This window comes from Halobellus rufus, from assembly GCF_000739575.1.
In the GTDB taxonomy this organism is placed as follows: Archaea; Halobacteriota; Halobacteria; order Halobacteriales; family Haloferacaceae; genus Haloquadratum; species Haloquadratum rufum.
Genome location: NZ_BBJO01000005.1, coordinates 100,102 through 123,340 on the forward strand (window position 1 = coordinate 100,102; position 23,239 = coordinate 123,340).

Annotated in this window: 26 protein-coding genes, 1 tRNA gene and 1 pseudogene; 15 read left to right on the plus strand and 13 right to left on the minus strand. The window is 67.5% G+C overall.

Features of this window, described 5'->3' with window-relative positions; translation table 11 throughout:
• Positions 1-10 precede the first annotated feature (10 nt).
• The 3 genes from ACP99_RS03765 to ACP99_RS19815 form a co-directional block, all read right to left on the minus strand.
• Positions 11-733, minus strand: a complete 723-nt coding sequence (locus ACP99_RS03765; protein WP_049985321.1) for a DUF7119 family protein — start codon at positions 731-733, stop codon at positions 11-13.
• Positions 734-806: 73 nt separating this feature from the next.
• The gene (locus ACP99_RS03770) at positions 807-1,001 is read right to left on the minus strand and encodes a hypothetical protein (RefSeq protein WP_197052344.1); all 195 of its coding nucleotides are present in this window, start codon (positions 999-1,001) and stop codon (positions 807-809) included.
• Positions 998-1,165, minus strand: coding sequence for a hypothetical protein (locus tag ACP99_RS19815; RefSeq protein ID WP_156105585.1), 168 nt, complete (start codon positions 1,163-1,165; stop codon positions 998-1,000). The genes ACP99_RS03770 and ACP99_RS19815 overlap by 4 nt, the downstream gene beginning before the upstream one ends.
• A 218-nt stretch (positions 1,166-1,383) precedes the next feature.
• Here ACP99_RS19815 and ACP99_RS03775 point away from each other — a divergent pair, with 218 nt between their 5' ends.
• From ACP99_RS03775 to ACP99_RS03785, 3 genes are all read left to right on the plus strand, one after another.
• Entirely contained in the window at positions 1,384-1,695 is a 312-nt protein-coding gene (locus ACP99_RS03775) for a hypothetical protein (protein ID WP_049985322.1), read from the plus strand.
• A gap of 89 nt (positions 1,696-1,784) precedes the next feature.
• Positions 1,785-3,533 (plus strand): nitrite/sulfite reductase, encoded by a 1,749-nt coding sequence (locus tag ACP99_RS03780; RefSeq protein ID WP_049985323.1) that lies wholly within the window; start codon positions 1,785-1,787, stop codon positions 3,531-3,533.
• A gap of 6 nt (positions 3,534-3,539) precedes the next feature.
• Entirely contained in the window at positions 3,540-3,836 is a 297-nt protein-coding gene (locus ACP99_RS03785) for a DUF6360 family protein (RefSeq protein WP_049985324.1), read from the plus strand.
• 31 nt (positions 3,837-3,867) lie between these two features.
• Here ACP99_RS03785 and ACP99_RS03790 read toward each other — a convergent pair whose 3' ends face one another.
• Positions 3,868-5,709, minus strand: coding sequence for an SLC13 family permease (locus ACP99_RS03790; protein ID WP_049985325.1), 1,842 nt, complete (start codon positions 5,707-5,709; stop codon positions 3,868-3,870).
• Between the two features lie 252 nt (positions 5,710-5,961).
• Between ACP99_RS03790 and ACP99_RS03795 the strand changes: the two genes are divergently transcribed.
• Complete coding sequence (locus ACP99_RS03795) at positions 5,962-6,339, plus strand: SHOCT domain-containing protein (RefSeq protein WP_049985326.1); 378 nt, start codon at positions 5,962-5,964, stop codon at positions 6,337-6,339.
• A 125-nt stretch (positions 6,340-6,464) separates the two neighbouring features.
• Positions 6,465-7,058 carry an AsnC family transcriptional regulator gene (locus tag ACP99_RS03800; RefSeq protein WP_049985327.1) on the plus strand — a complete coding sequence of 198 codons (594 nt, stop codon included), beginning with the start codon at positions 6,465-6,467 and terminating at the stop codon, positions 7,056-7,058.
• A gap of 25 nt (positions 7,059-7,083) precedes the next feature.
• Here the strand turns inward: ACP99_RS03800 and ACP99_RS03805 are convergent, their stop codons facing one another.
• The 3 genes from ACP99_RS03805 to ACP99_RS03815 all read right to left on the minus strand — a co-directional run bounded on the left by ACP99_RS03805 (position 7,084) and on the right by ACP99_RS03815 (position 8,195).
• Positions 7,084-7,290, minus strand: coding sequence for a hypothetical protein (locus tag ACP99_RS03805; RefSeq protein ID WP_049985328.1), 207 nt, complete (start codon positions 7,288-7,290; stop codon positions 7,084-7,086).
• A 169-nt stretch (positions 7,291-7,459) separates the two neighbouring features.
• A tRNA-Gly gene (locus ACP99_RS03810) sits at positions 7,460-7,530 on the minus strand.
• A gap of 101 nt (positions 7,531-7,631) precedes the next feature.
• On the minus strand, positions 7,632-8,195 hold the full coding sequence (locus ACP99_RS03815; RefSeq protein ID WP_049985329.1) for a response regulator: 564 nt from the start codon (positions 8,193-8,195) through the stop codon (positions 7,632-7,634).
• Between the two features lie 119 nt (positions 8,196-8,314).
• Between ACP99_RS03815 and ACP99_RS03820 the strand changes: the two genes are divergently transcribed.
• On the plus strand, positions 8,315-9,163 hold the full coding sequence (locus tag ACP99_RS03820; RefSeq protein WP_049985330.1) for a DUF7504 family protein: 849 nt from the start codon (positions 8,315-8,317) through the stop codon (positions 9,161-9,163).
• Here the strand turns inward: ACP99_RS03820 and ACP99_RS03825 are convergent.
• Complete coding sequence (locus tag ACP99_RS03825; protein WP_049985331.1) at positions 9,160-10,491, minus strand: hypothetical protein; 1,332 nt, start codon at positions 10,489-10,491, stop codon at positions 9,160-9,162. The two genes, ACP99_RS03820 and ACP99_RS03825, sit on opposite strands and share 4 nt — an antisense overlap.
• 132 nt (positions 10,492-10,623) lie before the next feature.
• Here ACP99_RS03825 and ACP99_RS03830 point away from each other — a divergent pair, with 132 nt between their 5' ends.
• Together ACP99_RS03830 and ACP99_RS03835 are read left to right on the plus strand one after the other, a co-directional pair.
• On the plus strand, positions 10,624-11,646 hold the full coding sequence (locus ACP99_RS03830) for a DUF5305 family protein (protein WP_049985332.1): 1,023 nt from the start codon (positions 10,624-10,626) through the stop codon (positions 11,644-11,646).
• Between the two features lie 12 nt (positions 11,647-11,658).
• Complete coding sequence (locus tag ACP99_RS03835) at positions 11,659-12,324, plus strand: hypothetical protein (protein ID WP_049985333.1); 666 nt, start codon at positions 11,659-11,661, stop codon at positions 12,322-12,324.
• On the opposite strand, the gene ACP99_RS03840 is transcribed toward ACP99_RS03835, so the two are convergent.
• Positions 12,305-13,453: a signal peptidase I gene (locus ACP99_RS03840; RefSeq protein WP_049985334.1), complete on the minus strand. Its 1,149-nt coding sequence runs from the start codon at positions 13,451-13,453 to the stop codon at positions 12,305-12,307. The genes ACP99_RS03835 and ACP99_RS03840 overlap by 20 nt on opposite strands.
• 244 nt (positions 13,454-13,697) lie before the next feature.
• On the opposite strand from ACP99_RS03840, the gene ACP99_RS18960 reads away from it, so the two are divergent.
• The 3 genes from ACP99_RS18960 to ACP99_RS03850 all read left to right on the plus strand — a co-directional run bounded on the left by ACP99_RS18960 (position 13,698) and on the right by ACP99_RS03850 (position 15,623).
• Positions 13,698-14,297 carry a hypothetical protein gene (locus ACP99_RS18960; protein ID WP_081927107.1) on the plus strand — a complete coding sequence of 200 codons (600 nt, stop codon included), beginning with the start codon at positions 13,698-13,700 and terminating at the stop codon, positions 14,295-14,297.
• Between the two features lie 25 nt (positions 14,298-14,322).
• Positions 14,323-14,919 (plus strand): hypothetical protein, encoded by a 597-nt coding sequence (locus tag ACP99_RS03845; protein WP_049985335.1) that lies wholly within the window; start codon positions 14,323-14,325, stop codon positions 14,917-14,919.
• Positions 14,920-15,038: 119 nt separating this feature from the next.
• The gene (locus tag ACP99_RS03850) at positions 15,039-15,623 is read left to right on the plus strand and encodes a DUF7344 domain-containing protein (RefSeq protein ID WP_049985353.1); all 585 of its coding nucleotides are present in this window, start codon (positions 15,039-15,041) and stop codon (positions 15,621-15,623) included.
• A gap of 37 nt (positions 15,624-15,660) precedes the next feature.
• Here the strand turns inward: ACP99_RS03850 and ACP99_RS03855 are convergent, their stop codons facing one another.
• The 3 genes and pseudogenes from ACP99_RS03855 to ACP99_RS03865 form a co-directional block, all read right to left on the minus strand.
• Complete coding sequence (locus ACP99_RS03855; protein ID WP_049985336.1) at positions 15,661-17,244, minus strand: hypothetical protein; 1,584 nt, start codon at positions 17,242-17,244, stop codon at positions 15,661-15,663.
• A gap of 176 nt (positions 17,245-17,420) precedes the next feature.
• Positions 17,421-18,217 (minus strand): annotated as a pseudogene (panB, locus tag ACP99_RS03860) (3-methyl-2-oxobutanoate hydroxymethyltransferase).
• Entirely contained in the window at positions 18,214-19,182 is a 969-nt protein-coding gene (locus ACP99_RS03865; protein ID WP_049985337.1) for a ketopantoate reductase family protein, read from the minus strand. The pseudogene panB and the gene ACP99_RS03865 overlap by 4 nt, the downstream one beginning before the upstream one ends.
• A gap of 182 nt (positions 19,183-19,364) precedes the next feature.
• Between ACP99_RS03865 and ACP99_RS03870 the strand changes: the two genes are divergently transcribed.
• The 4 genes from ACP99_RS03870 to ACP99_RS03885 all read left to right on the plus strand — a co-directional run bounded on the left by ACP99_RS03870 (position 19,365) and on the right by ACP99_RS03885 (position 21,931).
• On the plus strand, positions 19,365-20,198 hold the full coding sequence (locus tag ACP99_RS03870; protein ID WP_049985338.1) for an NAD+ synthase: 834 nt from the start codon (positions 19,365-19,367) through the stop codon (positions 20,196-20,198).
• 59 nt (positions 20,199-20,257) lie between these two features.
• Positions 20,258-21,262 (plus strand): hypothetical protein, encoded by a 1,005-nt coding sequence (locus tag ACP99_RS03875; protein ID WP_231554205.1) that lies wholly within the window; start codon positions 20,258-20,260, stop codon positions 21,260-21,262.
• A 104-nt stretch (positions 21,263-21,366) separates the two neighbouring features.
• Positions 21,367-21,612: a hypothetical protein gene (locus ACP99_RS03880; protein ID WP_049985340.1), complete on the plus strand. Its 246-nt coding sequence runs from the start codon at positions 21,367-21,369 to the stop codon at positions 21,610-21,612.
• A 70-nt stretch (positions 21,613-21,682) separates the two neighbouring features.
• Positions 21,683-21,931 carry a DUF7533 family protein gene (locus ACP99_RS03885; protein ID WP_049985341.1) on the plus strand — a complete coding sequence of 83 codons (249 nt, stop codon included), beginning with the start codon at positions 21,683-21,685 and terminating at the stop codon, positions 21,929-21,931.
• Between the two features lie 24 nt (positions 21,932-21,955).
• Here ACP99_RS03885 and ACP99_RS03890 read toward each other — a convergent pair whose 3' ends face one another.
• The gene (locus ACP99_RS03890) at positions 21,956-23,239 is read right to left on the minus strand and encodes a M24 family metallopeptidase (protein ID WP_081927109.1); all 1,284 of its coding nucleotides are present in this window, start codon (positions 23,237-23,239) and stop codon (positions 21,956-21,958) included.

Below are 23,239 nucleotides of genomic sequence, written 5' to 3' on the forward strand. Positions count from 1 at the left end.
CGCGACGGCGTCACTCCTCCGCGAAGTGCTGTTCGAGCGCCTCCGCGACCATCTCGCCGGGGTCGCGGTTCTCGATCGACGCGCGCCGCCTGAGTTCTCGGTAGGTGTCCAACGGGAGCGACAGTTCGATCCGGCCGAGTTCGATCCCGCGAGCGCGCAGCGCGTCGGCGGCGCTCGTCTCGTCGTCGACCTCGCTGGCGAGCCGACGGACCTCCCGGACCGTGAGGTCGGCGTCGACGACTGCCCACGCGAGGTCGAAGCGGTCGACGCCGGCGACGCGGGCGATGTGCTTCGCGGCGGTCGGGGCGATGTCGCCGCGGGCGACGTGCCGGCGGATCGCCTGCGGGAGGTCGTGCACCCGCGCCCACTTGCGGACGAAGGAGACGCTCACGTCGCCGCCGGCGCGCTCGACGGCCTCCTTGTAGGAGCCGACGCCCCTGACGAGCGCCGCACAGGCGGCCGCGCCGCGGAGCATGTACACGTTGTCGGCTGCGCCGACGGTGTTCTCCGAGAACGCCCGGACCGTCCGGGCCGCCTCGGCGACGCTCTCGGGATCGTCGGGGTCGAAGCCGACGGCCTCCTTCGCGCGCTCGCCGGTGACCGCGGGGTCCGCGCGGACGACCGGCTCTCCGATCGGCTCCTCGCGGTCTGCGGGGAGTCTGGGGCTGCGCCGCGGTCGACGACCGCCGTCGGGTTCGGGCGACCCGGCGCGGTCGTCAGCGTCGTCGGTCATCGTCGACTCCACCTAGCGAGGCGGCGAGTAAAAGCCTCTCCCCCGACCACCGTGCGCGGGAGACCAGTCTCGGTCACTCTCCGCGGCTGTCCGAGAGGTGCTCCCAGATCTCGGTGCAGCCCGCGCCGTCGGCGAGGTCATCGAGGTGACCGTACTCGTCGCTCTCGGCCGTATCGGTCGAATCGGACGCCTCGGCGGCCGTCTCGGGAGCTTCGTCGACCGTTCGGGTCGCCTCGTCGTCGGTGTCGCGGTCCATCGTCAGCGTCATCGTTCCTCCGCGTTCGCGGGCGGCCGTTCGCTCGTCGGTCGACGCTCGGTCCGTCTCGGCGGTTCGTACAGTTCCGGCGCGGCGTCCGCGGGAGCGTGCTGCCGCTGCTCGACAGTCCGCTCGTTCGGTCGGCGACGGAGGGGCTGCCGGCGGTTGTCTGTCATCGGACCTCCCTATGGAGTGTCACCCCATAAGGGCCGCTTCCGGAGTAAATCGGACCACTACTCCCGGATACCGGAAGTCGGTTCCGGCTTCTATGACGTCCGATATCGGACGAAACCGACCGACTGCGGCGGCGTAGGGATCGGACCCGGCGTCGCCGACAGCGTCGCGGTTTGTGACCGCCGTCAGAGATGGGGTGCTCCGGTGCGTACGACCGGACGTGACGACACGACTTCGCATCCTCGACGACGGCGCGTGGCTCTCCGTCGACGACACCCGGCGCGTGAGCGTGAGCGAACTCTGGCGGCTCGAATCGGCAGATTTCTGCGAGTGCGACCTCGCGGATCTGGTGGTCGAAAACCTCCTCGAAACGGGCGTCGAGGGGCGGACGGTTCAGGTGCGAGCGTACGGTCAGTGCATCGCCTGCGGCGCGAAGTCGACGACCGGGTGGGTCCCCGTCGGCCGCGTCGTAGACGGCGAGTTCGTCGATATCGACCGCGAGGGCGTCCTCACGTCGACCTCCGATCGATAACCGGCAACAAATTCCGCTTAGCGGGAGCAGCGGGAAGGGTTGACGGCACGCGTTCGCCTTTGAAGGTGGGGGCTCTGTACCCGATAAGGATGCCAACGGACGTCGAAAAGTGGAAATCCGAGGTATACGGCAACGAGATACGCGAACACCTGTTCAGGTTCGCCGAGGAGGGGTACGAGACGATCCCCGACGACGAGCGCGACGCGTGGTTCGAGCGCTTCAAGTGGTGGGGGCTGTACCACCAGCGGAACGGGCAGGAGGGCTACTTCATGATGCGGATCGGGACGCCGAACGGGCGGCTCGAACCCGGTCAGTTGCGCGTCGTCGGCGAGATCGCCGACGAGTACGCGAGAGGCCCGGGGACGAACCCGATCTTCGGCGACGCCTACGCCGACTACACCACGCGGCAGGCGATCCAACTGCACTGGATCGAACTGTCCGACGTGCCGGCCATCTTCGAGAAGCTCGAATCGAACGGGCTGTCCACCCAGCAGGCCTGTGGCGACTCCTGGCGGAACATCGTCGGCAACCCCGTCGCCGGCAAGGACGGACAGGAGGTCATCGACGCCTGGCCCGTCATCCGCGAACTCAACGAGACGTTCAAGGGCGACGACGACCACTCGAACCTCCCGCGGAAGTGGAAAGTTTCCGTCACGGGATCGGCGGACGGCTCCGGGCAGGGCGACATCAACGACCTCGCGTTCGAGCCCGCGTACAAGGAGGTCGAGGGTGAGGACGTCGTCGGCTTCAACGTCCGCGTCGGCGGCGGCCTCGCGCGCAACGAGCCGCGATTCGCCCGCGACATCGACGTGTGGGTCGCCCCGGAGCGCGTCCCCGACGTCGCCGGCGGCATCTCGGCGCTGTTCCGCGACAACGGCGACCGCGAGGACCGCTACAACGCGCGGGTCAAGTTCCTCGTCGACGAGTGGGGCCCAGAGAAGTTCCGCGAGACGTTACAGGAGGAGTACGTCGACTTCGAGCTTCACACCGCGGGTCGCGACGTCCGCGAGGAGTACACCTACAACACCGGCGAGGGCGAGCGCAACGACCTCGTCGGCGTCCACGAGCAGAAGGACGGGACGAACTTCGTCGGCCTGAACGTCCTCACCGGGCGGATGGGCGTCGACGACGTCCTCGAACTCGCCGACCTCGCCGAGGAGTACGGTTCCGGCGAGGTTCGGCTCTCCCAGCGGCAGAACGTCATCGTCACCGACGTCCCGGACGCCGACCTCGAGGACTTCCTCGCGGAGGACCTGCTGGAACACTACTCGCCGGACCCATCGCCGTTCATGCGCGGATCGATCGCGTGTACCGGCACGGAGTTCTGCTCGCTCTCGATCGTCGAGACGAAGAACCGGCAGGTGCGCTTCGCGCGCTGGCTGAAGGAGAACGTCGACCTCCCCGAGGACGTCGAGGAGTTCCACATCCACCTCTCCGGCTGCACCGCCTCGTGCGCGCAGCCGCAGATCGCCGACGTGAGCCTCCGCGGGATGAAGACCCGCAAGGACGGCGAGGCCGTCGAGGCGCTCGACGTGGGCCTCGGCGGCGGCCTCGGCGCGGAGCCGCAGTTCGCCCGCTGGGTCACCCAGCGCGTCCCCGTCGACGAGGTGCCCGGCGCGATCGCGAACCTGATCGAGCGCTTCGCGGCCGAGCGCGAGGACGGCGAGTCCTTCCGCGCGTTCGTCGACCGCCACGACGACGAGGAGCTCGACGCGTTCGTCGAACCCGAGGAGACCGACTACGAGGACCCGATGATGCACAACACCAAGATGACGTGGTACCCCTACGCCGAGGACGACTCGATGGACGCCGCGCCGCCGACCCCCGCTGACGACTGATCGACGATGCCCGACAGACTGCTCAGAGTGAACGCCTACACGACGCTCGACCTCGTCGACGCCGCGGCGCGCGGCCACGACTTCGAGGACGAGGCCGTCGCGGTGCTGAACGTCACCTCCCCGCGCGAGAACCCCGACCGCGTGACGCTCCAGTTGGAACTGGACAACGCGCAACTGGAGTCGGTACCACCCCACGCCGACGAGGTGACCCTCTCGGCCGAGGAGGCCCGCACGCTCGCGTCGGCGCTGGAGTCGCACGCGGAGAAGGTTGAGGCGGCCAACGGCGACGACACAACGGAGTGAGGCGACGGCGGCCACGTCGCCGTCGGCGGGATCAGACTCCCCACATCACCGCGATACCGGCCGTGCCGACGACCGCCAAGAGCAACTGCAGCGGCCCGCCGACGCGGACGAAGTCCCTGAACTCGTACCCGCCGGGACCGTACACCATCAGATTGGTCTGGTAGCCGATCGGCGTCACGAACGACGTCGCCGAGGCGAACATCGCCGCGAGGAGGAACGCGAACTCGTTCGCGCCGAGGCGGGCGGCCCCGTCGACGGCGACCGGGATCGCGAGGACGATCGTCGCCACGGGGGTGATGACGCTCGCGAGGAGCCCGACGGCGACGTAGAGGGCGAAGAGGACGCCCACGAGCGGAAGGACGCCGCCGAGGGCGACGAGCAGGTCGGCCATCAGCGCCGCGCCGCCGGTTTCGTTCAGCGCGAGTCCGAGCGGGATGACGCCCGCCAAGAGGAAGATCACGTTCCACGAGACGGCGTCGTAGGCGTCCGCGGTGGTGAGACAGCCCGTGGCCACCATCGCGACGACGCCGCCGAGCGCGGCGATCACGATGGGGAGCAGATCCAGCGCCGCGACGGCGACGACACCGAGCAGAATCCCGACCGCCAGCGGTGCCTTCGGCGAGACCGGCGGCCGCTCGGGATCGACGTCGCCGCTGTACCCCGAGCGGGCCTCCCGGTCGACGACGATCAGGTCGCCGGTGTCGTCGAAGTAGCGGACCGACGCGGGCGTGGTTCGGAGCAACAGCAAGTCGCCGGCTTGGAGGGCCGTCTGTGGGATCTCGGTCCGGATCAGTTCGCCGGCCCGTCGGATCGCCAGCACCGTGGTCCGGTGGTACTCGTGGAACCCCGCTTCGGCCACCACCTCACCGGCGTACCGGGAATTCTCCGGAACGATCGCCCGCGCCAGCGTGCCCTCGGTCGCCGGCGACTCGAACGTGTCCTCGGTGACCGGCTCTCTGAGGAGGTGGCTCACGCCCGCTGCCTCGCGGAACCGATTGACCGCTTGGACCGATCCGTGGACGACGAGTACGTCGTCGGCCTCGATCGGGACCTCCGAGTGAGGGCCCGCATACCCCGCGCCGTCTCGCCGCAACTGGAGCACTCGGACGTCCGGGTGTTCGGCGTCGAACGCCTCGAGGGAGAGTCCCACCGCGGGCGACTCCTCGCGAACCCGCATCAGCGCGAGGTGGTCGGCGAGGTCGAACTCCGAGACGCGGTCCGCGTCGACGGGGATCCGCGCGGGCGTGAGCCACCGGCCGACCGTCAGCAGGTACGCGCTCCCGACGAGCAACAGCACGACCCCCAGCCCGGTGAACTCGAACATCCCGATCCCGTCGCGGCCGTCGATGAGCAGTCGGGCGAAGTCGCTCGCGAGGATGTTCGTCGATGTGCCGACGAGCGTGAGCGTCCCGCCCAGGATCGCCGCGTACGACAGCGGGAGCAGGAGCGTCGAGGGGCTGGTGTTCGTGCGCTCTGCGAGGTCGGTTATCATCGGGATGAACACCGCGACGACGGGGGTGTTGTTGACGACGCCGGCGATCGGCCCGGTCGTGCAGACCGTCGCGACCAGCGCGCGGAACTCGCTGCCGTCGGTGAACTCCGCGAGCAAGACGCCGAGTCGGCGGATGATCCCCGTCTCTTCGACGCCGGCGCTCAGCATGTACATCGCGATGATCGTGACGGTCGCGGGGTTGGCGAAGCCCGAGATGGCGTCGCGAGCCCCGACCCCGGTCCACGGTTCGAGGACGGCGAGCGCGGTGACGATCCCGATCGCGGTGACGTCGTTGGGGACGATTTCGGTGACGAAGGCGACGAGCGCGAGGCCGACCAGCGCGAACACGACGGCCACGCCGGAGACCTCGAAAAGCGGCATACTCGAAGTGACTCTCTCCGCTCGCGCAAATACGTTTCGTCGGATCCAGCGACGGATCCGCTGTCGGGACGACGAGCCACTGACCGGAATGCGTCGCCGGTGACTTGGTGGCGTTTTGCGTGCAGCTCTCGATTGACTCGCGTCAGCCCACGGCCGCGCCGTCGCGGCCTGACAACCAAACCCGGCCGGACCTTCGAATCTGAACGAAAAACGAGGTAAGTACGGCAAACGTAGGATACTACGGTGAGAACTATGGGACGACAACCTGCCACGCGGTGGCTCGTCGGCGCGCTCATCGCGCTCGCCGTCCTGCTCTTCGTCTGGCCGCTCCTGTTCGGAATGGGGGGCGGAATGATGGGATGGGGCGGAACGACCGGCGGGATGTGGGGCCCGATGCACGACGGCTGGATGGGCGGCACCGACGCCGGTTCGACGTGGTGGTGGCTCCTCGCCTTCCTGTGGCGGTTGCTCTTCCTCCTCGTCATCGTCGGTGCGGGGTATCTGCTCTACCGCGCCGTGAGCGACGGGGAATCGAGCGATCCGGCGCTCGACGAACTCCGGAGCGCCTACGCCCGCGGCGATCTCTCCGAGGAGGAATTCGAGCGCCGCCGCGAGCGGCTCGAAGAGTAGGCACCCCTTCCCCTCTCATCCTCGAACTGTTCCGCAGGTTGAAAATGTTCAGTTGAAGCTCTATTGGACTTTCGAAACGAAACCCTGACGGCAACCTACTTCTGTATCGAGCGCCAAACTCGGATATGTCATCGCTCGACGAGACCGACGTCCGGATCCTCGAACTCCTCGTCGAAGACGGCCGCCGCGCCTACAGCGACATCGCCGAGGCGGTTGACCTCTCGCCGCCGGCCGTCTCCGACCGGATCGAACGGCTGCGCGAGTCCGGGGTGATCCGGCGGTTCACGGTCGACCTCGACCGCTCGCAGCTACGGGCCGGCGTCCCGGTGCTCGTGACGCTTGAACTCGCGGCCGACGCGGTCGATGAACTCCGCGAGGACGTCGTGAGCGCGGACGCCGTCGAGCACGTCTTCGTCACCGCCGAGGGCGACGTCGTCTTCCACGCGCGGCTCCGCGCGAACGCCGTCCGCGAACACCTCGATCGGCTCGTCGACCTCTCGCGGGTCGAGGACTACGAGGTCACCATCGTCGGCGACGTCGAGTGGTCGCCGGCGGTCGGCGGCGCGGAGTTCGCTCTCTCGTGTGCGGAGTGCGGCAACACCGTCACCAGCGAGGGACGCAGCGAGCGCATCGGCGGCGAGCGCTATCACTTCTGCTGTCCGTCGTGTCTGTCTCGCTTCCGCGAGCGCTACGAGCAGTTCGAGGCGGACGCCGAGTGAGTGAGACGGCTCCCGCGCGTCGCCGTCACTGCGCCCGCCGCATCACGAACAGCGACATCGGAAGGCTGGCGGCGACGAGCCCGTAGACGCCGCCCATCAGGGGCTCGACGCCGACCGACGGGGCGAGGAGATACCCGGCGAGGAACCCGATCGGATCGAGGACGACCGCGAGGACGAGGATCTGCTGTTGGAAGGGCTTCACATCGAACCAGCGTGAGAGTCCGGGGAACATCGGCGACGGTCGCTCGGTTTCGACCTCCGAACTAAAGGTGTTCTGTGACCGGCCGTGACCGCCGTGTCCGATCGGGTCACTCCCTTCGGAGAAATGCGCCAGTCGGGAGTCCCGTGAGCCGCGCGAACGGGACGTCGGCTGACGATTTTCCTCACTTCGTTCGGAAAAATGCGCCAGCCGGGAATTGAACCCGGGCTAGTGGCTTGGGAAGCCACTGTCCTACCACTGGACCACTGGCGCGCGGACGACTCCGCGCCGTCGTACACTCGAAACAGAGCCCCAGCCCGGACTTAAGGATGACGGAACATCGCACCGCGCCGACGCCGGTCGGCCCCCGCCGATCAGGCGTCGAGTCGGTAGAACAGCGCCTCGAAGTCCTCGTCGTCGAGTTCGGACAGGTGCGCCTCCGACTCCCGGCGCAGCGTCTCGATCTCGGCCTCGAGCCGCTGGTACCGCTCGTCGGCTTCGAGCTCGAACTGCGGTTTTTCCTCCGTCAAGGCCTCCCGCTTCGAGAGCTTCGCGAAGAACGCCCGAAGCGTGTCAGTGTATTCGGACCGCCGGAGCAGCCGATCGACGACGCTCCTGAGCTCCGTCGCACCGACGGGCTTCGTGAGGTACGCGTCGAATCCCAGCTCCAGAATGTCGAAATCGGGGTCGACGGCGGTGATCATTGCCACGCTGCAGTCCGCTTGTCGATCCCGGAGCGCTTCGAGTACCTCGTCGCCCGACATCCCCGGCATCCGTCGGTCCAATAGCGCGACGTCGACCGGCCGCGAGAACTGTTCGAGCGCGGTCGCTCCGTCGTACGCCGTCTCGACGTCGTACTCGTCCCCTAACCACGAGGCGTACAACTGCGCGAGGTCGGGCTCGTCGTCGACGATCAGGACGGTAGGAGGGGCACTCATACTGGCCAGTTAGTCGAGTGACAGTTAGGTCCTGAAACTGATAAGTGTACTCCTCGACGGCGTTCCGCGCTAGAGACGCTCGTATCAAGATTTATTATTCGAGTGTAGTAGTATCACGTATGGAACACGGCGAGGACGAGTCGTCGACCGAAGACGACGACCCCTCCTCGTCGCTCGCTGACCTCGCCGACCGACTCGGCGGCGATTCCACCGCGAACTCGTCGGGACCAGACGGCGGGTCGTCGCTCTCGGACCTGGCCGAATCGATCGAAACGCGCGGCGGCTCGATGTCGACCGAGGAGATCGACGACAGCGACCTCGGCCGATGGGAGTTCGTCGACCGCGACGCCGGCGGGTCCGCGGCCGATCCCAAGACCGAGGCGCTGCTCGAACTGACCGGCGGCGCCTCGAACGTGTTACTCAGCGGCCCCGGGGACTGCCCTGCCGAACAGGACCTCTGCGCTCGGCTGATGGAGTCGGGCACTGACGACCCCGTGAACCTCCTCGTGGTCTCGATCTCGGAGACGCCGAGCCAACGGCTCTCGACGCTCGAAAGCTACCTCGAAGGGCCGGTGGGGGAGACGGCCGTCGTCGACGTGCGAAACTACAACCGCGAGACGAGTTACGAGAACTACGACGGTCCCGTCGACGTCCGCACCGTCTCGAACGCCCAGGACCTCCGGCGGATCGGCATCGTGACCAGTAAGCTGCTCACCGAGTGGGACGACGTGTCGGGCCCGGTGACGATGTGCGTCCACTCGCTGTCGGACCTCCTCGACGTCAACGAGGACCACCAGCAGGTGTTCCGCTTCCTGCACGTCCTCCGTGGCCGCGTCCAGTCGGCCGGGGTGCGGGCGCACTATCACTTCGACCCCACGCGCTACGAGGGACAGACCGTCCGGACGTTCGAGTCGCTGTTCGATACGGTGCTCCAGTTCGACGAGGACGGCTCCGTGGGGATCGACTAACTGTCCTCGTTGCGTTCGAGTTCCGACAGGTCGCCGAATGGCGAATCTCGCGACGCCGACTCGTCCGCGGAACCGCCGGTCGATTTGTCGCCGTCGCCTGCTGCGGCACCGAACTCGAACGACCCCGAGTCGAATTCGTCGTCGTCTCGTTCGGGTGCCGACTCCCCTTGCGGACGTTGGTTCTCGACTCGGTCGTCCCCGTCGCGACGATCGGAACTCGGCTGCGACGCGGGGCGGGTCGATTGCGACGCGTGACCGGCTGTTTCGTTCGACCCCGTCGACTCTGGCGGGGCACGCGAGCGGGGCGGTCGGTCCGGTTCGTCGGATCGGGCGGCGTCTTTCGATTCCGTGACCCGTGCGCGCGGGTTCGATTCCGCCCCCCGCGAGGGGCTCTCGTTGGTCGTCGTGACCACGGCGTCGGAGAGGAACAGCCACTTCCTCCGCTCTTCGACGCCCGACAGCGAGTTCTCGCAGTTCGGGCAGTACGGGCGGGAGAGAAGGTCGATGTCGATCGTCGCCTCGCAGGACTCGCAGTCCCCCTCGTGGACCCCGAGCTCCGCGGCGTCGCGCTTGACCGACTGCAGCGCGTCGCGCTCCCACCGGAAGTTCGCGAGCGCCTCCCCGTAGCGCGCCTCGACGCCCTCGACGCTCGCCTCGAGGCCGTCGGTCCGTGAGACGAGGTACCTGAGGATCGTTTCGAGGTTGCCGAACTCCTCGTCGATCCGCGACCACATCCGGTCCTGTTCGGACGCGAGATCCGCCTGCTCGGCGGCGAGTTCGGTCTGTCGGTTGTCGAACTCCGCTTCGATCTCGTCGATGCGGTCGGTGAGAGAGTCGTACCGATCCGCGGCCGACTCCTGCGTCGCTTCGACGTCGTCGGCGATCGCGTCGAGCTCGGTTTCGACCTCCGTCAGGCGTGTCGCGATCGCCTCCGTGACGCTGTCTAACGACTGTCCGCGCTCGGCCTCCGCCTCGATGTCGCCTTCGAGGTCCTCGACGCGCTCCCGAAGGGCTTGAAGCTGCTCGGACAGGTCCGTCCGCTCGGGGCGGTCGGCGTCGCTCCGGGTTCGCTTCTCGCTCGTGGGCGCTCTGCCGACGTTCGATTCCGCGTCCGCATCGTCGACGTTCGACCCCGGTAACGGCGGTTCCCCGCTTCCGGGATCGTTGAGTATCTGTATCAGTTCGTTGAGCGTCCAGTACGAGGAGACGAGCTGTTCGAACAGTTCCTCGCGGGAGATGCCCTGGCTGGTGGCCTGCTGGTCTAGCCACTCCTCGAAGGACGTCGACGTCGAGGGTCCGTCTTCGTCACCGGAGAAATCGTTAGGCATCTCGATGGCCAATCACTGCCCGGACTTTGGTTGGCGAGGACAAAAGTTTTGTTGCAGTTACGTGCATATTGCGTGTGATGCTTGCAGTTCGACGCGGTCTGATCACTGCCTCTCTCGGAGATCTCGTCACCGATGGCGTTTGAGCACCGCGTCGAACTGTTCGTCAGCGAGAACCACCGCCTCGTCGTCGCGGCGCTCCTCGTGGCCGGGATCGCCTGTCTCGCCGCGGCCGGATACGTCTTCGCGACGCCGACGACCCAGACGATCACGGAAGAGACGAACGTCCAGACGTTCGAGACGAGCGCCGACCCCACCGCCGTCGTCACCCGTCCGACGGCGCTCTACGAGCAGGGCGAACGGCTCGAAAACCGCTCGCTGTACTTCACCTCGGCCTCGCCGGAACTGACGATCGACGTGCGTACCGCGGTCCCGGACGACCGCGACGTGCGGGTCGAACAGCGCCTCGTGCTCGAAACCCTCGGCGTTCGCGACGGTCAGCCGTTTTACCGGTCCACGCGGGAACTCGTCGACGCGAGCGACACCGTCGCCGACGGGCGAGCGACCGCCTCGGAGACGGTGAACGTCTCCGCGGTCGCCCGGGAGTTGGCGGTGGTCCAATCGGAGGTCCAGAACGCCGGGCAGTTCCGGCTCCGGTTCCGGCTGGAGGTGACGTACCGGACCGACAGCTACGAGGGGACGCTCGATTCGACCGTCCCGTTCGTCATCAACGAGCAGTCGTACTACCTCGACGGGACCTTCGATGACGCGGCCACCGAGTCGACGCCGGTGACGCGGGAGATAACGCAGCAGCCGAGCCCCGCGGAGTACGGCGGGCTCGCCGTTCTCGGACTGCTGTTGATCGGTCTCTCGGCGGTCGTGCTGCGCGTCGAAGAGCGGGCGGACCCCGAGGAGCTTCGGACCCGGATCGTCCACGACCAGCACGCCGAGTGGATCTCGCGGGGGCAGTTCCCGACCGACTCCGAGAAGCAGTACATCTCGATTCTCACCCTCGAAGACCTCGTCGACGTCGCCATCGACACCAACCGACGGGTGATCCACGACCCGCAGATCGACGCCTACGCAGTCATCGACAGCACCGAGATCTACTACTACGCCCTCGAAGACGTGCAGGCCGACGAGTGGCTCGACATCTGACCTGATGAACCGATGAACCGTAACGTGTGGTACGTCGGCTTGCTGGTGATCGCGGCCGGGATCACGCTGGCGGCGGTCCCGCCCGGCGGCACCGACGGGCTCGTCGGGCCCGGTGCAGACGGCTCCGACCCCGGAACCGACGGTCTCCCCGTGTCGCTCGTCGCGACCGACGACGTGGTGACCGGGCCCGCTTCGGGGACTGACGGGGCCCACTCTCCGACACGGACGACGGCCTCGGCTTCGGATGCGTCGGCCTCGACCGCCGGGTCGCCGGCGGCCGGCACAACAGCCGCCCCGGCGAACGGAACGCCCGTCGCGGCGCTCGTCAACGACGTCGACGCGCCGGTCAACGTGACCTACGCGGCCGCCATCGACGACGACGCCGTCGAGCCCGCGGCGGCCGACGGGCAGGTCGAAATCCCGCGGGGGGACCAGCGCCTGCTCTCCGCCCGGTGCACTCCCGGACCCGCGGCCTCCGGAACGGCGACCCTCCGAGTGACGATTCGGCAGACGACTGTCGGGGAGCCGGTTTCACGCGACGTCACGCTGACCGCCGAACTCCGCTACGACTGTCCGGCGGCGTCGGGTGCGGCTGACGCGACGGGCACGGCGACGACCACGGATGCGGCGCTGCTCAGAACCGCAGACGCGGCGCTGCTCAGAAGAACCGCCGCTTGAGTTGCTGAACGACGGTGACGTTCCGCCCCGTCGACCGCATCCGGATCGGACCGAGGCCGACGGCGACGAGGCCGGCGGTAACTGCGACCGTCAACAGCACGAGGTCGATGACGAGCACTGCGGCCAGCGGGTGAATCGCGTGGAGCGCGAGCAGCACCGACCGCGGGAGGATCGGGAGATAGCGCCATTCGGAGACGCTCCGGGTGTACGACCCCGTCGAGTCCGGTGCCTCGATAGCGAGCGTCGTCGTTCGCTCGCCCCGCCCCGGGATCAACAGCGGCGATCTCGACACGGTGACGCTCGGCGTGTGAGACTCGATGACCGTCAGCATCGGCACGACGCCGGCGTTGGAGATGCGGTACTCCACCGAGGCGGTCTCGCCGGCCCCGATCACGAGCGGGTTCTCGTTCGGCGACTCCGAGCTCACGATGTCGAAGGAGGTCGCTCCCGAGGGGACCATCATACTCGCCGTCGCGGGCGCGAGGACGACGAGCGCGAGGACGACGAGGAACGTCGAGGTCTTGACGTAGTTCGATCGCCGTCGCGAGCGACGCGCCTTCTTCCGATCGCCGCCGACGGCGTCGGCGACGAACCCGACGGCGATGATCCCGACGCCGATCCACACGAGCGACTGCGCGGAGCCGCCCCCACTCAGGAGCGATCCGATGCCGATCGACGCCCACACGCCCGTCAGCAGCTGCTGAAATCCGGTGACGCCCTCGCCGAGGTTCGGGATGACGACGACCTGCCCGTTCACCTGCAGCGCTTCGGCGACGATCTGCTCCTCCGTGACGGGCGGTTCGGCCCCGGACTGGTCGGTGAAGGGGTTCGCGTCGCCCCGCGTGATGTAGCCCTCCTCGGTCTGACCGACCACCCGGTGCGTCGTCAGCCCGCCGCCCTGCAGCTCCTCGGCGACGAAGACGACGACGTCGCCCTGTTGGGGCTCGCCCGCCACCCCCGCGGGCACCGCGACGAAGCCGTCGCCCGGCTCCATCGTCGGCTCCATACTCCCGGTCTCGACGTAGCCCAACAACACGGGCTGTCCCGCCGCTTGTCCGAACAGCATCGCGGCGACGGCGAGCACCAGCAGCAGGAGTGCCGCGTTCTGGACGGCGGTCGAGAGCTTCACGACGCCGCGTAGACGACGAACCGGTATAACGCTTGATGCGACGGCCGCGCTCGCGGGCCTCCTCGCCTTCGATGGGCGCTCGGCGTCCTCAGTCCCCGATTAATCAGTCGTTACACTCTATCAAGCGGGGCTTGCCGCCAGATGGCCGATCTTGACCTCTGTTCAAGCTCCCGAATACAAAGTAGGTAGGGAGTCACTACACAGGTAGCGACACGGACCATCCCCGTGTTAGGAGACAACTACTATGGCAATCAGCAGACGAAACATCTTGATCGGACTCGGCGCATTGGTCGGCGGCGGTGGCGCACTCGTGAGCACGGGCGCGTTTTCGACGGTGAGTGCGGAGCGAAGCGTGGAAGTGAGTACGGCCGGGGACGCGAGTGCGTTCTTGACGATCACCGGTGACGAAGATTATGTCGCCGACGATAGCGACGGTGGTGTTCTAACCATTGATCTCGGTGGTCCTGATGGTGCAAACAACGCCACTGGTTTCAATCAAAACGCAGTCACTACGATTACTGGTGTCGTCGAGATTGCGAACAATTCGGCAGACGGAACCGATGCGACCATTGGAGTATCGACGTCTCCCCCTAGCGAGGATCCAACTGCAAGCGGCGAAGCAGCCGTTGAAATCACGGATGGAAGTGGGGGTACAGCCGCGGTGGCAACATTTTACGCTGGGTTATCAGGAAATAACAATATTGGCAATGGATCGACACCGTCGATAGAAACCGGCGAGAGCGCTGTTCTTGATGTGACCGTTGATACGACGGACGACGTCTCTGTACCAACTGACGCGTCATCAGGAACGCTGACAATCGTTGCAGATGAATCGAACAACTGACATTATCTCCTAGGTATTCTTCGATATGCAACGACGCAAGTTCATCACGGCGATCGGAACGCTCGCGGTTGGTACTGGTATGGCTATGGGTACAAGCGCGTTTACGACGACGTCCGCGGAACGGTCGTTCTCTGTTTCGACCGCAGATGACGATTCGGGACTTCTCTCACTGGATGTCGGTACTGGAGAGGTTGCGGATCCAATCGTAGACAACTCATCTGGTAATGGGACGATTTCGTTTACATTCAATAATATAAACAGAGAGGCATACACAACCTTCGATGGTCTTCTTGAGGTGACGAATCTTGACGACAACTACAGTCGAGATATTACTAAACTCACTTTCACCCCACTGGATAGTGATGAAGAGGAGGTTACTCCGGACGATTCTCCGGTGAAAGTGTACCGTACCGGAACTGACCCGGTGACCGAGGATACGTTCTCACTTAGCGGAATCGATAATTCCATCTCTGATTTCGATGGAGACGGGAATTCGTTGGGCCCGGGGGAAAGTATTCAAGTCGGATTTGTCATCGACACGACTGTTACAGACCACGATACAATCGAGACTATCGAGAACATAATCATCTCTGCGACGACTCCAGGGAGCGACGCTAACTGAGGCTTTCCATTTTCGTCGATATTTCCGATATCAGAAGCAGTACAAAAGAGCCGAACGCGATCTGAGCAGTTCGTAAGCCGAGATTATTTGTATCAGTTCACAGTACAGCAACCCAATTGATGGGACAGCGCGCCACGGGCGAGCCCCTCCAGGAGGACGCCGTCGACGAGACGCCCGACGAGGAGTCCTCGCTCCCCAAAGACGAGATCTTCGACCTCGTGAGCAATCACCGGCGGCGCTACGTCATCCACTACTGCAAGCAGGCCGACGGCCCTGTCCCGCTCTCGGACCTCGCCGAGCAGGTCGCCGCGTGGGAGCACGACAAGGAGATCAGAGCGCTCACCTCCGCGGAGCGAAAGACCGTCTACACGTCGCTCCAGCAGACGCACCTCCCGCGGCTCGACCGCGCCGGCGTGATCGAGTTCGAGGGCGGCACCGTCGCACTGACCGAGAAGGCCGACCGACTGAACATCTATCTGGACATCGTCCCGGAGAACTCCATCTCGTGGGGGATGTACTACCTCGGGCTCTCGGCGTTCGCCTGCCTCGTCGTCGCGGCGCTGTGGCTGGAGTTGCTCCCGACGGGATCGATCCCCGCGCTCGTCTATCCGACGCTCGTCGTCGTCGTGTTCGCCGCCTCGTCCGCGTACCACGCGTACACGAACCGCCGCTACCGCTTCGAGAACCTCGAACGGCCGCCCTGACGCGGGTCGGGATCCTCAGCTATCGCGGCGTCACTCCTCAGTCGGCGGCGACGCTCCCGCGCGCCGGCGTTCCCGACACCGCCGCCTCCTCGGGGCTGTAGGTGAGCGTCCCGTCGCGGTCGTCGAACACCGCGCCGTCGACCGAGAGCGTCGCGGTTTCGAGGTCGAGTTCGACCGACACCGCGCCGTTCTGCGAGGTCGCCTGCCCGTTGTCGACATCGACGTCGCCCGAGGCGGCGAGCGAGACGTCGACGTTGGTGTCGAACACCGCGCCGCTGGCGAGGATTCGCGCGGCCGATTCGACCTCGATCTCGCCGTTCGTGCTCGTGACGGAGGCCGTCCGGAGCCGAACGTCGCCCGAGGAGGAGGCGATCGAGATCCCCGTGTTCGTGTCGATCTGCGCCCCGTCGGCGTCGACGGAACCCCCCGAGAGTTCGATCTCGCCGTTCGTCGAATCGACCGTCGCGTCGGTGAGCGTGAGCGGACCACCGTCGGCCGCGAGCGAGATTTCGGTGTTCGTCGTGATCTGCGCGCCGCTCGCGTCGATCGAGCTGCCTTCGAGTTCGATCGCTCCGTTCGTCGAGTCGACGGTGGCCCCCGCCGCTGAGAGCGTCCCCGGGTCGGCCGACAGCGAGATCCCGCGGTTGGTGCTCACCGTCGATCCGTCGACGAACACCGACTCGCCCGCTAGTTCGATTTCTCCGTTCTTCGAGTCGATCGTCGAGTCGGTGAACGTCAGCGCACCCCCGTCCGCCGAGAGGCCGATCTCGCGGTTCGTCGCGACCGTGCTCCCCGCGGCGGTGATCGACCCGCCCTCGAACGAGACCTCGCCGTTCTTCGAGTCGACCGTCGAGTCCGAGAGGCTGATCTCCCCGCCGTCGGCCGACAGCGAGATCCCGCGGTTGCTCCCGAGGGTCGCGTCGCCGATCGCCACCTGCTTTGCTTCGATGTCGACCTCCCGGTTCCGGAACTCGATCCGGTCTCCGCCCGCGGCGATGACGAGGGTCGCCTCGTCGTCGTCGAACGCGGCGAGTTCGCTTCGGGACACGATCGGCTCGCCCTCGTCGTAGGCGTAGTTGCCGTTCTCGTCGACGTACGCGACCGCGTCCCCGGGCGGCCCGCTCGGCGTCGGCGGCTGGGCGGGGCCCCCACCCGCCCCGCCGGGGCAGTCGTACTCGACGGTGGTTTCGAGCGTCGCGTCGGTCACTCTCGCGTTGCCCGCGTCGGCCTCGACGATCGACACCTGCAGCGTCGCCGTGCCGGAGCCACCGGCCGGCGGCGCACAGACGGCGCTGATCGGGGTGCTCCCGCTCGGTCCGATCGTCACCGTATCCGAGGGGTTCTCGACCGATACCGCGCTCGCGTCGACGCTCGCCTCGTACTCGATCGTCGCCGCCGACTCGAAGTTGTTCCGCAGGTGTGCGACGTCGACGCCGTCGCCCGGCTGGGAGACGACGGTATCCGTCCCGGCGACCGCGACGAACGCGGCGGAGTCGTCGGCGACGGAGACGTCGACCGGGCGGTCGCCGGCGATGGTGCTGAAGCTCCCGGTCGGCACGGCGGCCGCGCCCGCGCCGACGACGATGAACAGCACTCCCACCAGCTTCACCCACCCGTTCATTCGGTTCTTGGGCGGACTACGGACCCGAGTGCCTTGGGTACTTCGCCTTTTCACCGGCTCTCGCCGGGTCGCTCGCGGCTTTCAGCACTCGTGGAGGGCATCCGCATCTCGGCACACGCCCGGACGCGACTCGCTATCGGCTCACAGACGACCCGCTATCGATTTCTGCTACCGACTCACAGATCGAGGCCTTCGCTGTGGCTGTGTTCCTCGCCGGGGAACTCACCGGACTCGACGGCGTCGCGATACCGTTCGATCGCGCTCTGCATCTCCGCCCGCACGTCGCCGAACGCCTCGGCGAAGGGGGGAATCCGATCGGACAGCCCGACGGCGTCGTCGACGACGAGCACCTGGCCGTCCGTGTCGGGGCCCGCGCCGATTCCGATGACCGGGATGTCGAGCTCGTCGCTGGCGGCCGCGCCGACCTCTCTCGGGACGTGCTCGATCACCATCGAGAACGCGCCGGCTTCCTCGTGGGCTCTCGCGAGGTCGAGCAGCTTCGCGGCGTGCTCGGCGGTCGTCCCTTGTCGGGTGTACCCGCCGACGCCGTGGACGTGCTGCGGTGTGAGGCCGACGTGCGCCATCACCGGGATGCCGAGGTTCGTCATCGCCTCGGTCAACTCGACGGTGTGCGGGCCGGACTCGATCTTCACCGCGTGGCCGCCGGCCTCCTTCAAACCCGGCCCGCGTTTTCGAGGCTCTGAGCGGGGTCGACCCCGTAGCTGAGGAAGGGCAGGTCGGTGACGACGAGGGCGTCCTCGACGGCACCCGCGACGGAGCGCGTCGCCCGCAGCATGTCGTCCATCGTCACCGGGAGCGTCGAGTCGTGGCCGAAGACGGCGTTGCCGATGCTGTCGCCGACCAGCACCATCTCGATGCCCGCCTCGTCGGCCAACTCGGCGGTGGGCGCGTCGTACGCCGTGAGCATCGTCAGCGGTTTCTCTGACTCCTGTATGCTCGCTACCGTGGTCATACGCGATCATCACCGCCGGGGACCTTCAATGACTCCGTCGACGGCTCGGGGTCGACGAGCCCCCGCTCCGCCTCCCACGTGCGGATCAGCCCCCACAGCGTCCGGTTCGTCGGGACCTCGACCCCGTTTTCGTCCGCTCGTCCGACGACGTACCCGTTGATGACGTCGACCTCGGTGCGCCGGCCGCGCTCGACGTCGCGGTACATCGACGAGTCGTTCTCGGCGGTCGCACGCACGACCTCGGCGACGGCCTCGACCGCCTCCGCGTCGCCGAGGTCGACGCCGACCGCTCGGGCCGTCGCGGCGACTTCGCGGGCGACCGGTTCCGCGAGGCCGACGCCGGGATCCCCGCTCAGCGCGCCGTTCGGCACGCGGGCCAGCGCCGTCACCGGGTTGATCGCGGCGTTGACCGCCAGCTTCCGCCAGAGCAACCGCCGGATTCCGTCCGCCGTCGCGACGGTCGCGGGGACGTCGGCCGCCGCGAACGCCGCACCGACTTCCTCGCCGATCGCGTCGGCGTCGCTCGGCTCCCACGGTCCGATCGAGAGGTCGCCGCGGCCGTTCCACTCGACCTCGCCGGGGGCGCTCCGGGCCGCCCCGTAGCTCGTCGTGCCCGCGAGCACCGGACAGTCGAGGTGCCGCGCGAGCGTCTCCTCGTTTCCCATCCCGTTCTGCAGCGAGCACACCGCGCGGAACTCGCCGGTCGCGAGTTCCCTCGCGGCCGTCTCGGTGTCGAACGCCTTCACGGTCACCAGCGCGAGGTCGGCCGAGAGCCCGGTTCCGTCGGTCGTCGCTTTCGGGTGCACGGTGAACGAGTCGGTGCCGGTGACCGCTAGACCCGACTTCCGAACCGCGGCCACGTGAGGATCACGCCCGACGAGCGTGACGTCGTGCTCGGCGGTCCGCGCGAGCAACGCGCCGAAGAGGCTCCCGAGACTGCCCGCGCCGAAGACGACGATGTCCATATCGACGCCAGGCGGGCGACCGAGAAAGCGGTTGTGTTGGGAGCGCGGGAGGAACGACGTCCGTCCGTCTCCCGGATCCCCGGCGGCTCTCGCCTGCACCACACGGCTCAGAAAGTGAACGGACGTCCACCGATACGGCGCAACGGGTGAGTATTAGTGCCCCGGAACGGTACTGCTACCCGATGACTACGGAGCAGCCGGTCCTCGAAGAGGACGCACCGCTCGACCTCCGGCTCTCGGAGGCGGAACTCGACGCGACGGTCGATCACCTCACGTCGTTCCTCCGAGAGGTCGTCGACGACGCCGGCGGAGACGGTGCCGTTCTCGGCCTCTCCGGTGGGGTCGACAGCACCACGGTCGCGTATCTCGCGGTCGAGGCGCTCGGAGCCGAGAACGTCCACGGGCTCGTGATGCCGAGCGTCGCGAACGCCGAGGACAATATGAGCGACGCCGAGTGGGTCGCCCAGGAACTCGGAATGCCGTACGACGTCGTCGAGATCCAGCCCATCGCGGAGACGTTCTTCGACACGTTCCCCGAGGCGGCGGACGACCGGATGGCCGCGGGCAACGTCTACGTCCGGATCCGCGGCGTGCTGAACTACTTCGTTGCCAACCACGAGGGGAAAGTCGTCCTCGGAACGGGCAACCGCTCGGAGGCGCTGACGGGGTACTTCACGAAGTACGGCGATCAGGCGGTCGACTGTAACCCGATCGGGAACCTCTACAAACAGCAGGTCAGACAGCTCGCGGCCCACCTGGGGGCGCCCGAGGAACTGGTGACGAAGACGCCCTCCGCGGAGATGTGGGCCGGCCAGACCGACGAGGAGGAGATGGGGCTCGGGTACGACGCGCTCGATGCCATCCTCGCGCTCCACGTCGACGGGCCGCTTTCGACGGCCGCGACGGTGCGACACCTCGACGTCACCGAAGCGCAGATCGAACGCGTCGTCGACCTCTACGAGAAGAGCGCACACAAGCGGACGATGCCGCCCGCGCCGGAGCCGCTGCACCTGTAGCGGGACGACGACCTCTCCGAAGACGAACAGTTTTGGCAGTTCGGAGTGAGACGCGAGTTGTGCCCTCCACCTCGACCACGCGCCGACGGCTCGTAGCGACTGGCGGAGCGCTGGTGACGGCCGCGCTCGGCGGCTGTTCGCAGCCGTTCACGGGACGTTCGGAGACGGGATCTCGGCAACTCGCCCTCTCGTTGTCTCCGCTCGACGGTCCGCTCCGTGAGCGATACGTCGTCGACCTCACGAAGACCCGTCCGTCGTGGGACGAAGAGGCGTTCAACGCGACGCTGAACGGCTCCACGTACACGACACAGTACCACACGCCGTTCTTCGCACGCGGCGACGACGACCCGACCTACGCGCGGCGGAACGGGACGTACTACCACCTCGACTCGCACGTCGTCGACGAGCGGACGGTCACACACCCCGTTCTCCGCTTGTACGAGGTCGGTCGCGCCGACGACCTCGAAACGATCCCCGACCACGTCTCCCACTCGTCGCTCCCCGAGGCCGACCAACACGCGGTGCAAATCGCCCACTTCGCCGCGCGGGCGCGGGGAAACGTCGGCGGCGTGCCGTCGGGACTGGTCGAACGCGACGGGTACGTCTATCGGAACGACGACGCGGTTTCGGCGAGTGAGCTTCTCGCCGACGCCGGCCCGTCGCACGTCGAGTTCCGTGATACGATCTACGAGGTCGCGGTCGCACGGGAGACGTTTCACGAAGCGGTGTACGAGGCGGACGTCGACCCGGTCGCCGACGCCGACGCCGAGATCGAGACGATCCTCCGGGCGGAACTGCTCGACGCGCGAGTGCCCCGGGAGGAACTCCCCGCCGAAGAGCGCGAGATCCTCCGCGAGGCGATGGGCGAGTCGTACCGGGAGTCGCACCCGTACTCCTCGGCGTTCGACTCACTGCTGAAGCGATTCGGTCACTGGACGTACCTCGACGGGAACGTCGAGAAGGACTCCGGCGTCGAGTCGGGGTTCCACCGTCGCTTCCTCATGTACGGCGATCGCTACTTCACCTACACGCTGCGATTCGTCGACGAGACGACCGCAGAGTGAGTCAGAGCCGTCCCCGAGACGCTGCAGGGTGAGCCGTCAGAGCGCGCCTACCCTCTTTGGTGACGGGGAAAAATCTATGCGGGTTCTGCGTGATTGTCCTATCGATGGTCCCGCTTCCCCTACAGGTCCCCGGCGGCCCCGAGTTGCTGATCCTCTTTCTCGTACTGCTCGTCGTCTTCGGTCTCGTCGGCCGGTGGGTCTACCGGGACGCGAAGTCCCGTGGGAGCGACTGGGCGTGGCAGTGGGGAGTGGGGGTCGCGCTGCTCTTTCTGGCCGGCCTCGTCCCCGGGCTGCTCGGGATACTGATCTACGTCACGGTGCGGGGCGAGCGAGTCGAATCGACGCCGTGAGGCCCGCTCCGAGCGCGACCGCCCAGGCCGACCGCGATCCTTTTGGCCGCCGGTCGCCACGTCTGGGACAATGAGTCTCGGTATCTTCGGGACGATCCAACTCGCGGCGACGCTGATCTTCGCCGCGCCCGTCGCGATCTTCGGGCTCACCCGACTCGTCGAGGGCGACACCGTCATCGGCGGCGGCGCGGTCGCCATCGCCGTCGGGATGGTCGCGCTCCCGCACTACCTCACGACGCCGGCCGACATCCCGATGGAAGTCGGCGAGCGCGTCGTCGGCGCAGTCGTGAAAGACCCCGACGACGACGAGTCGACGTAATTCGGGAGTGGTCGAGCGGCGGAGCTACTCCCGCGGCGTGAACGAGTGCGCTCCGTCGCCGAGCAGTTCGTCCCCCTCGTCGGTGACGACGACGAGTTCGCTCAGGCGGACGCTCCCCCGCTCGGGATCTGTCACTGATGGCGTCACCGCGAGGACGACGCCGGGTTCGAGCGTCGCGTCCGATCTTGGCCCGGAGGTCGCACCCGATCGCGACCGCGGACGCTCCCGTCGTGCGAGTCCGACGCCGTGGACGGTCTCGACTGCCTCGGCGTTCGGGCCGCCGTCCCCGCCTCCCGGGTCGAACCCGAACGCCGCCAGTTCGGCGGTGGCCTCGCGCCGCACGTCGTCGGCGTCGGCCCCCGGTTCGACCTCGCCGAGCGCGGCGTCGAGCGCCGCTTCGCACGCCACGTACGCCCGCCGCTCCCAGCCGCCGTCGCTGTCGACGACGACGGTCCGGGCGAGGTGGCCGTGATAGCCGTGGGGGCCGCGGGGGGCGACCTCGATCGCGATCGCTTCGTCTCTATGGACGGTGGCGTCGGAACGCCTCCCTTCTGCTCCGACGGCGACGCTCGTGTTCCTCGCGTCGCTCACGCCGCAGCGCGCGAGTTCCGCGTTGACTTCTCGGCGGAGGCGTTCGACCGTGAGCGGCGCGCCGTCCCACAGTAACCCGCTGTCGTCGCCCTCGTCACTCACGGGCCCGACCTCCGCGGCCGCGAGCACGCGCCCGCCCCGCCGGACGCCCCGCTCTGCCGCCCGCTGGACCGCGCGGACGGCGTCGATTTCGTCGCTCGTTTTCGTCGCTCGCGCCTCCGCGACGGCGGTCGTCGACCGCAGTTCGTAGCCCGCGCGTTCGAGGTACACCGCGGCGTCGTGCGGGATCGTCGGCGGCACGAGGACGACGCGCGACCGCGCCGAACGGTCGGGGTCGACGTCGCGAGTTCCATCTGGACTACACAGTGACTCCAAGGCCGCCGCGGCGCGCTCGCCGGGGTGATCGGCGGGGCGCTCGTTCCGCACGTCGCCGTCGAACTGTCGCCTCGCGCGCGCTGCGTACCCCGCGGGTGGGCACAACACGCTCGCGCCTGCGGCTCGGACGTAGGCGTAGTGGTCGCTCGGTCCGTCGAATCCGGTCAGGTAGCGGAGGTCGGCGTCGTCACGCCCGCCGACGGCGACGAACCCCGCGGCGTCCCGGTCGTCGATGACGTCGTCGAGGAACGAGCGGTCGACGGCGGGCGGCGTCGACGGGGAGTGCGTGGCCGACGGGTCGGCGGCGGCTTCGTGCTCGCCCGCGTCGCTGTCGTCGCTCAC

Coding starts and splice junctions, on each gene's coding strand:
- ACP99_RS03765 (WP_049985321.1), bottom strand. CDS start 733: ATGACCGACGACGCTGACGACCGCGCCGGGTCGCCCGAACCCGACGGC.
- ACP99_RS03770 (WP_197052344.1), bottom strand. CDS start 1,001: ATGACGCTGACGATGGACCGCGACACCGACGACGAGGCGACCCGAACG.
- ACP99_RS19815 (WP_156105585.1), bottom strand. CDS start 1,165: ATGACAGACAACCGCCGGCAGCCCCTCCGTCGCCGACCGAACGAGCGG.
- ACP99_RS03780 (WP_049985323.1), top strand. CDS start 1,785: ATGCCAACGGACGTCGAAAAGTGGAAATCCGAGGTATACGGCAACGAG.
- ACP99_RS03785 (WP_049985324.1), top strand. CDS start 3,540: ATGCCCGACAGACTGCTCAGAGTGAACGCCTACACGACGCTCGACCTC.
- ACP99_RS03790 (WP_049985325.1), bottom strand. CDS start 5,709: ATGCCGCTTTTCGAGGTCTCCGGCGTGGCCGTCGTGTTCGCGCTGGTC.
- ACP99_RS03795 (WP_049985326.1), top strand. CDS start 5,962: ATGGGACGACAACCTGCCACGCGGTGGCTCGTCGGCGCGCTCATCGCG.
- ACP99_RS03800 (WP_049985327.1), top strand. CDS start 6,465: ATGTCATCGCTCGACGAGACCGACGTCCGGATCCTCGAACTCCTCGTC.
- ACP99_RS03805 (WP_049985328.1), bottom strand. CDS start 7,290: ATGTTCCCCGGACTCTCACGCTGGTTCGATGTGAAGCCCTTCCAACAG.
- ACP99_RS03815 (WP_049985329.1), bottom strand. CDS start 8,195: ATGAGTGCCCCTCCTACCGTCCTGATCGTCGACGACGAGCCCGACCTC.
- ACP99_RS03820 (WP_049985330.1), top strand. CDS start 8,315: ATGGAACACGGCGAGGACGAGTCGTCGACCGAAGACGACGACCCCTCC.
- ACP99_RS03825 (WP_049985331.1), bottom strand. CDS start 10,491: ATGCCTAACGATTTCTCCGGTGACGAAGACGGACCCTCGACGTCGACG.
- ACP99_RS03830 (WP_049985332.1), top strand. CDS start 10,624: ATGGCGTTTGAGCACCGCGTCGAACTGTTCGTCAGCGAGAACCACCGC.
- ACP99_RS03835 (WP_049985333.1), top strand. CDS start 11,659: ATGAACCGTAACGTGTGGTACGTCGGCTTGCTGGTGATCGCGGCCGGG.
- ACP99_RS18960 (WP_081927107.1), top strand. CDS start 13,698: ATGGCAATCAGCAGACGAAACATCTTGATCGGACTCGGCGCATTGGTC.
- ACP99_RS03845 (WP_049985335.1), top strand. CDS start 14,323: ATGCAACGACGCAAGTTCATCACGGCGATCGGAACGCTCGCGGTTGGT.
- ACP99_RS03850 (WP_049985353.1), top strand. CDS start 15,039: ATGGGACAGCGCGCCACGGGCGAGCCCCTCCAGGAGGACGCCGTCGAC.
- ACP99_RS03855 (WP_049985336.1), bottom strand. CDS start 17,244: ATGAACGGGTGGGTGAAGCTGGTGGGAGTGCTGTTCATCGTCGTCGGC.
- ACP99_RS03865 (WP_049985337.1), bottom strand. CDS start 19,182: ATGGACATCGTCGTCTTCGGCGCGGGCAGTCTCGGGAGCCTCTTCGGC.
- ACP99_RS03870 (WP_049985338.1), top strand. CDS start 19,365: ATGACTACGGAGCAGCCGGTCCTCGAAGAGGACGCACCGCTCGACCTC.
- ACP99_RS03880 (WP_049985340.1), top strand. CDS start 21,367: ATGGTCCCGCTTCCCCTACAGGTCCCCGGCGGCCCCGAGTTGCTGATC.
- ACP99_RS03885 (WP_049985341.1), top strand. CDS start 21,683: ATGAGTCTCGGTATCTTCGGGACGATCCAACTCGCGGCGACGCTGATC.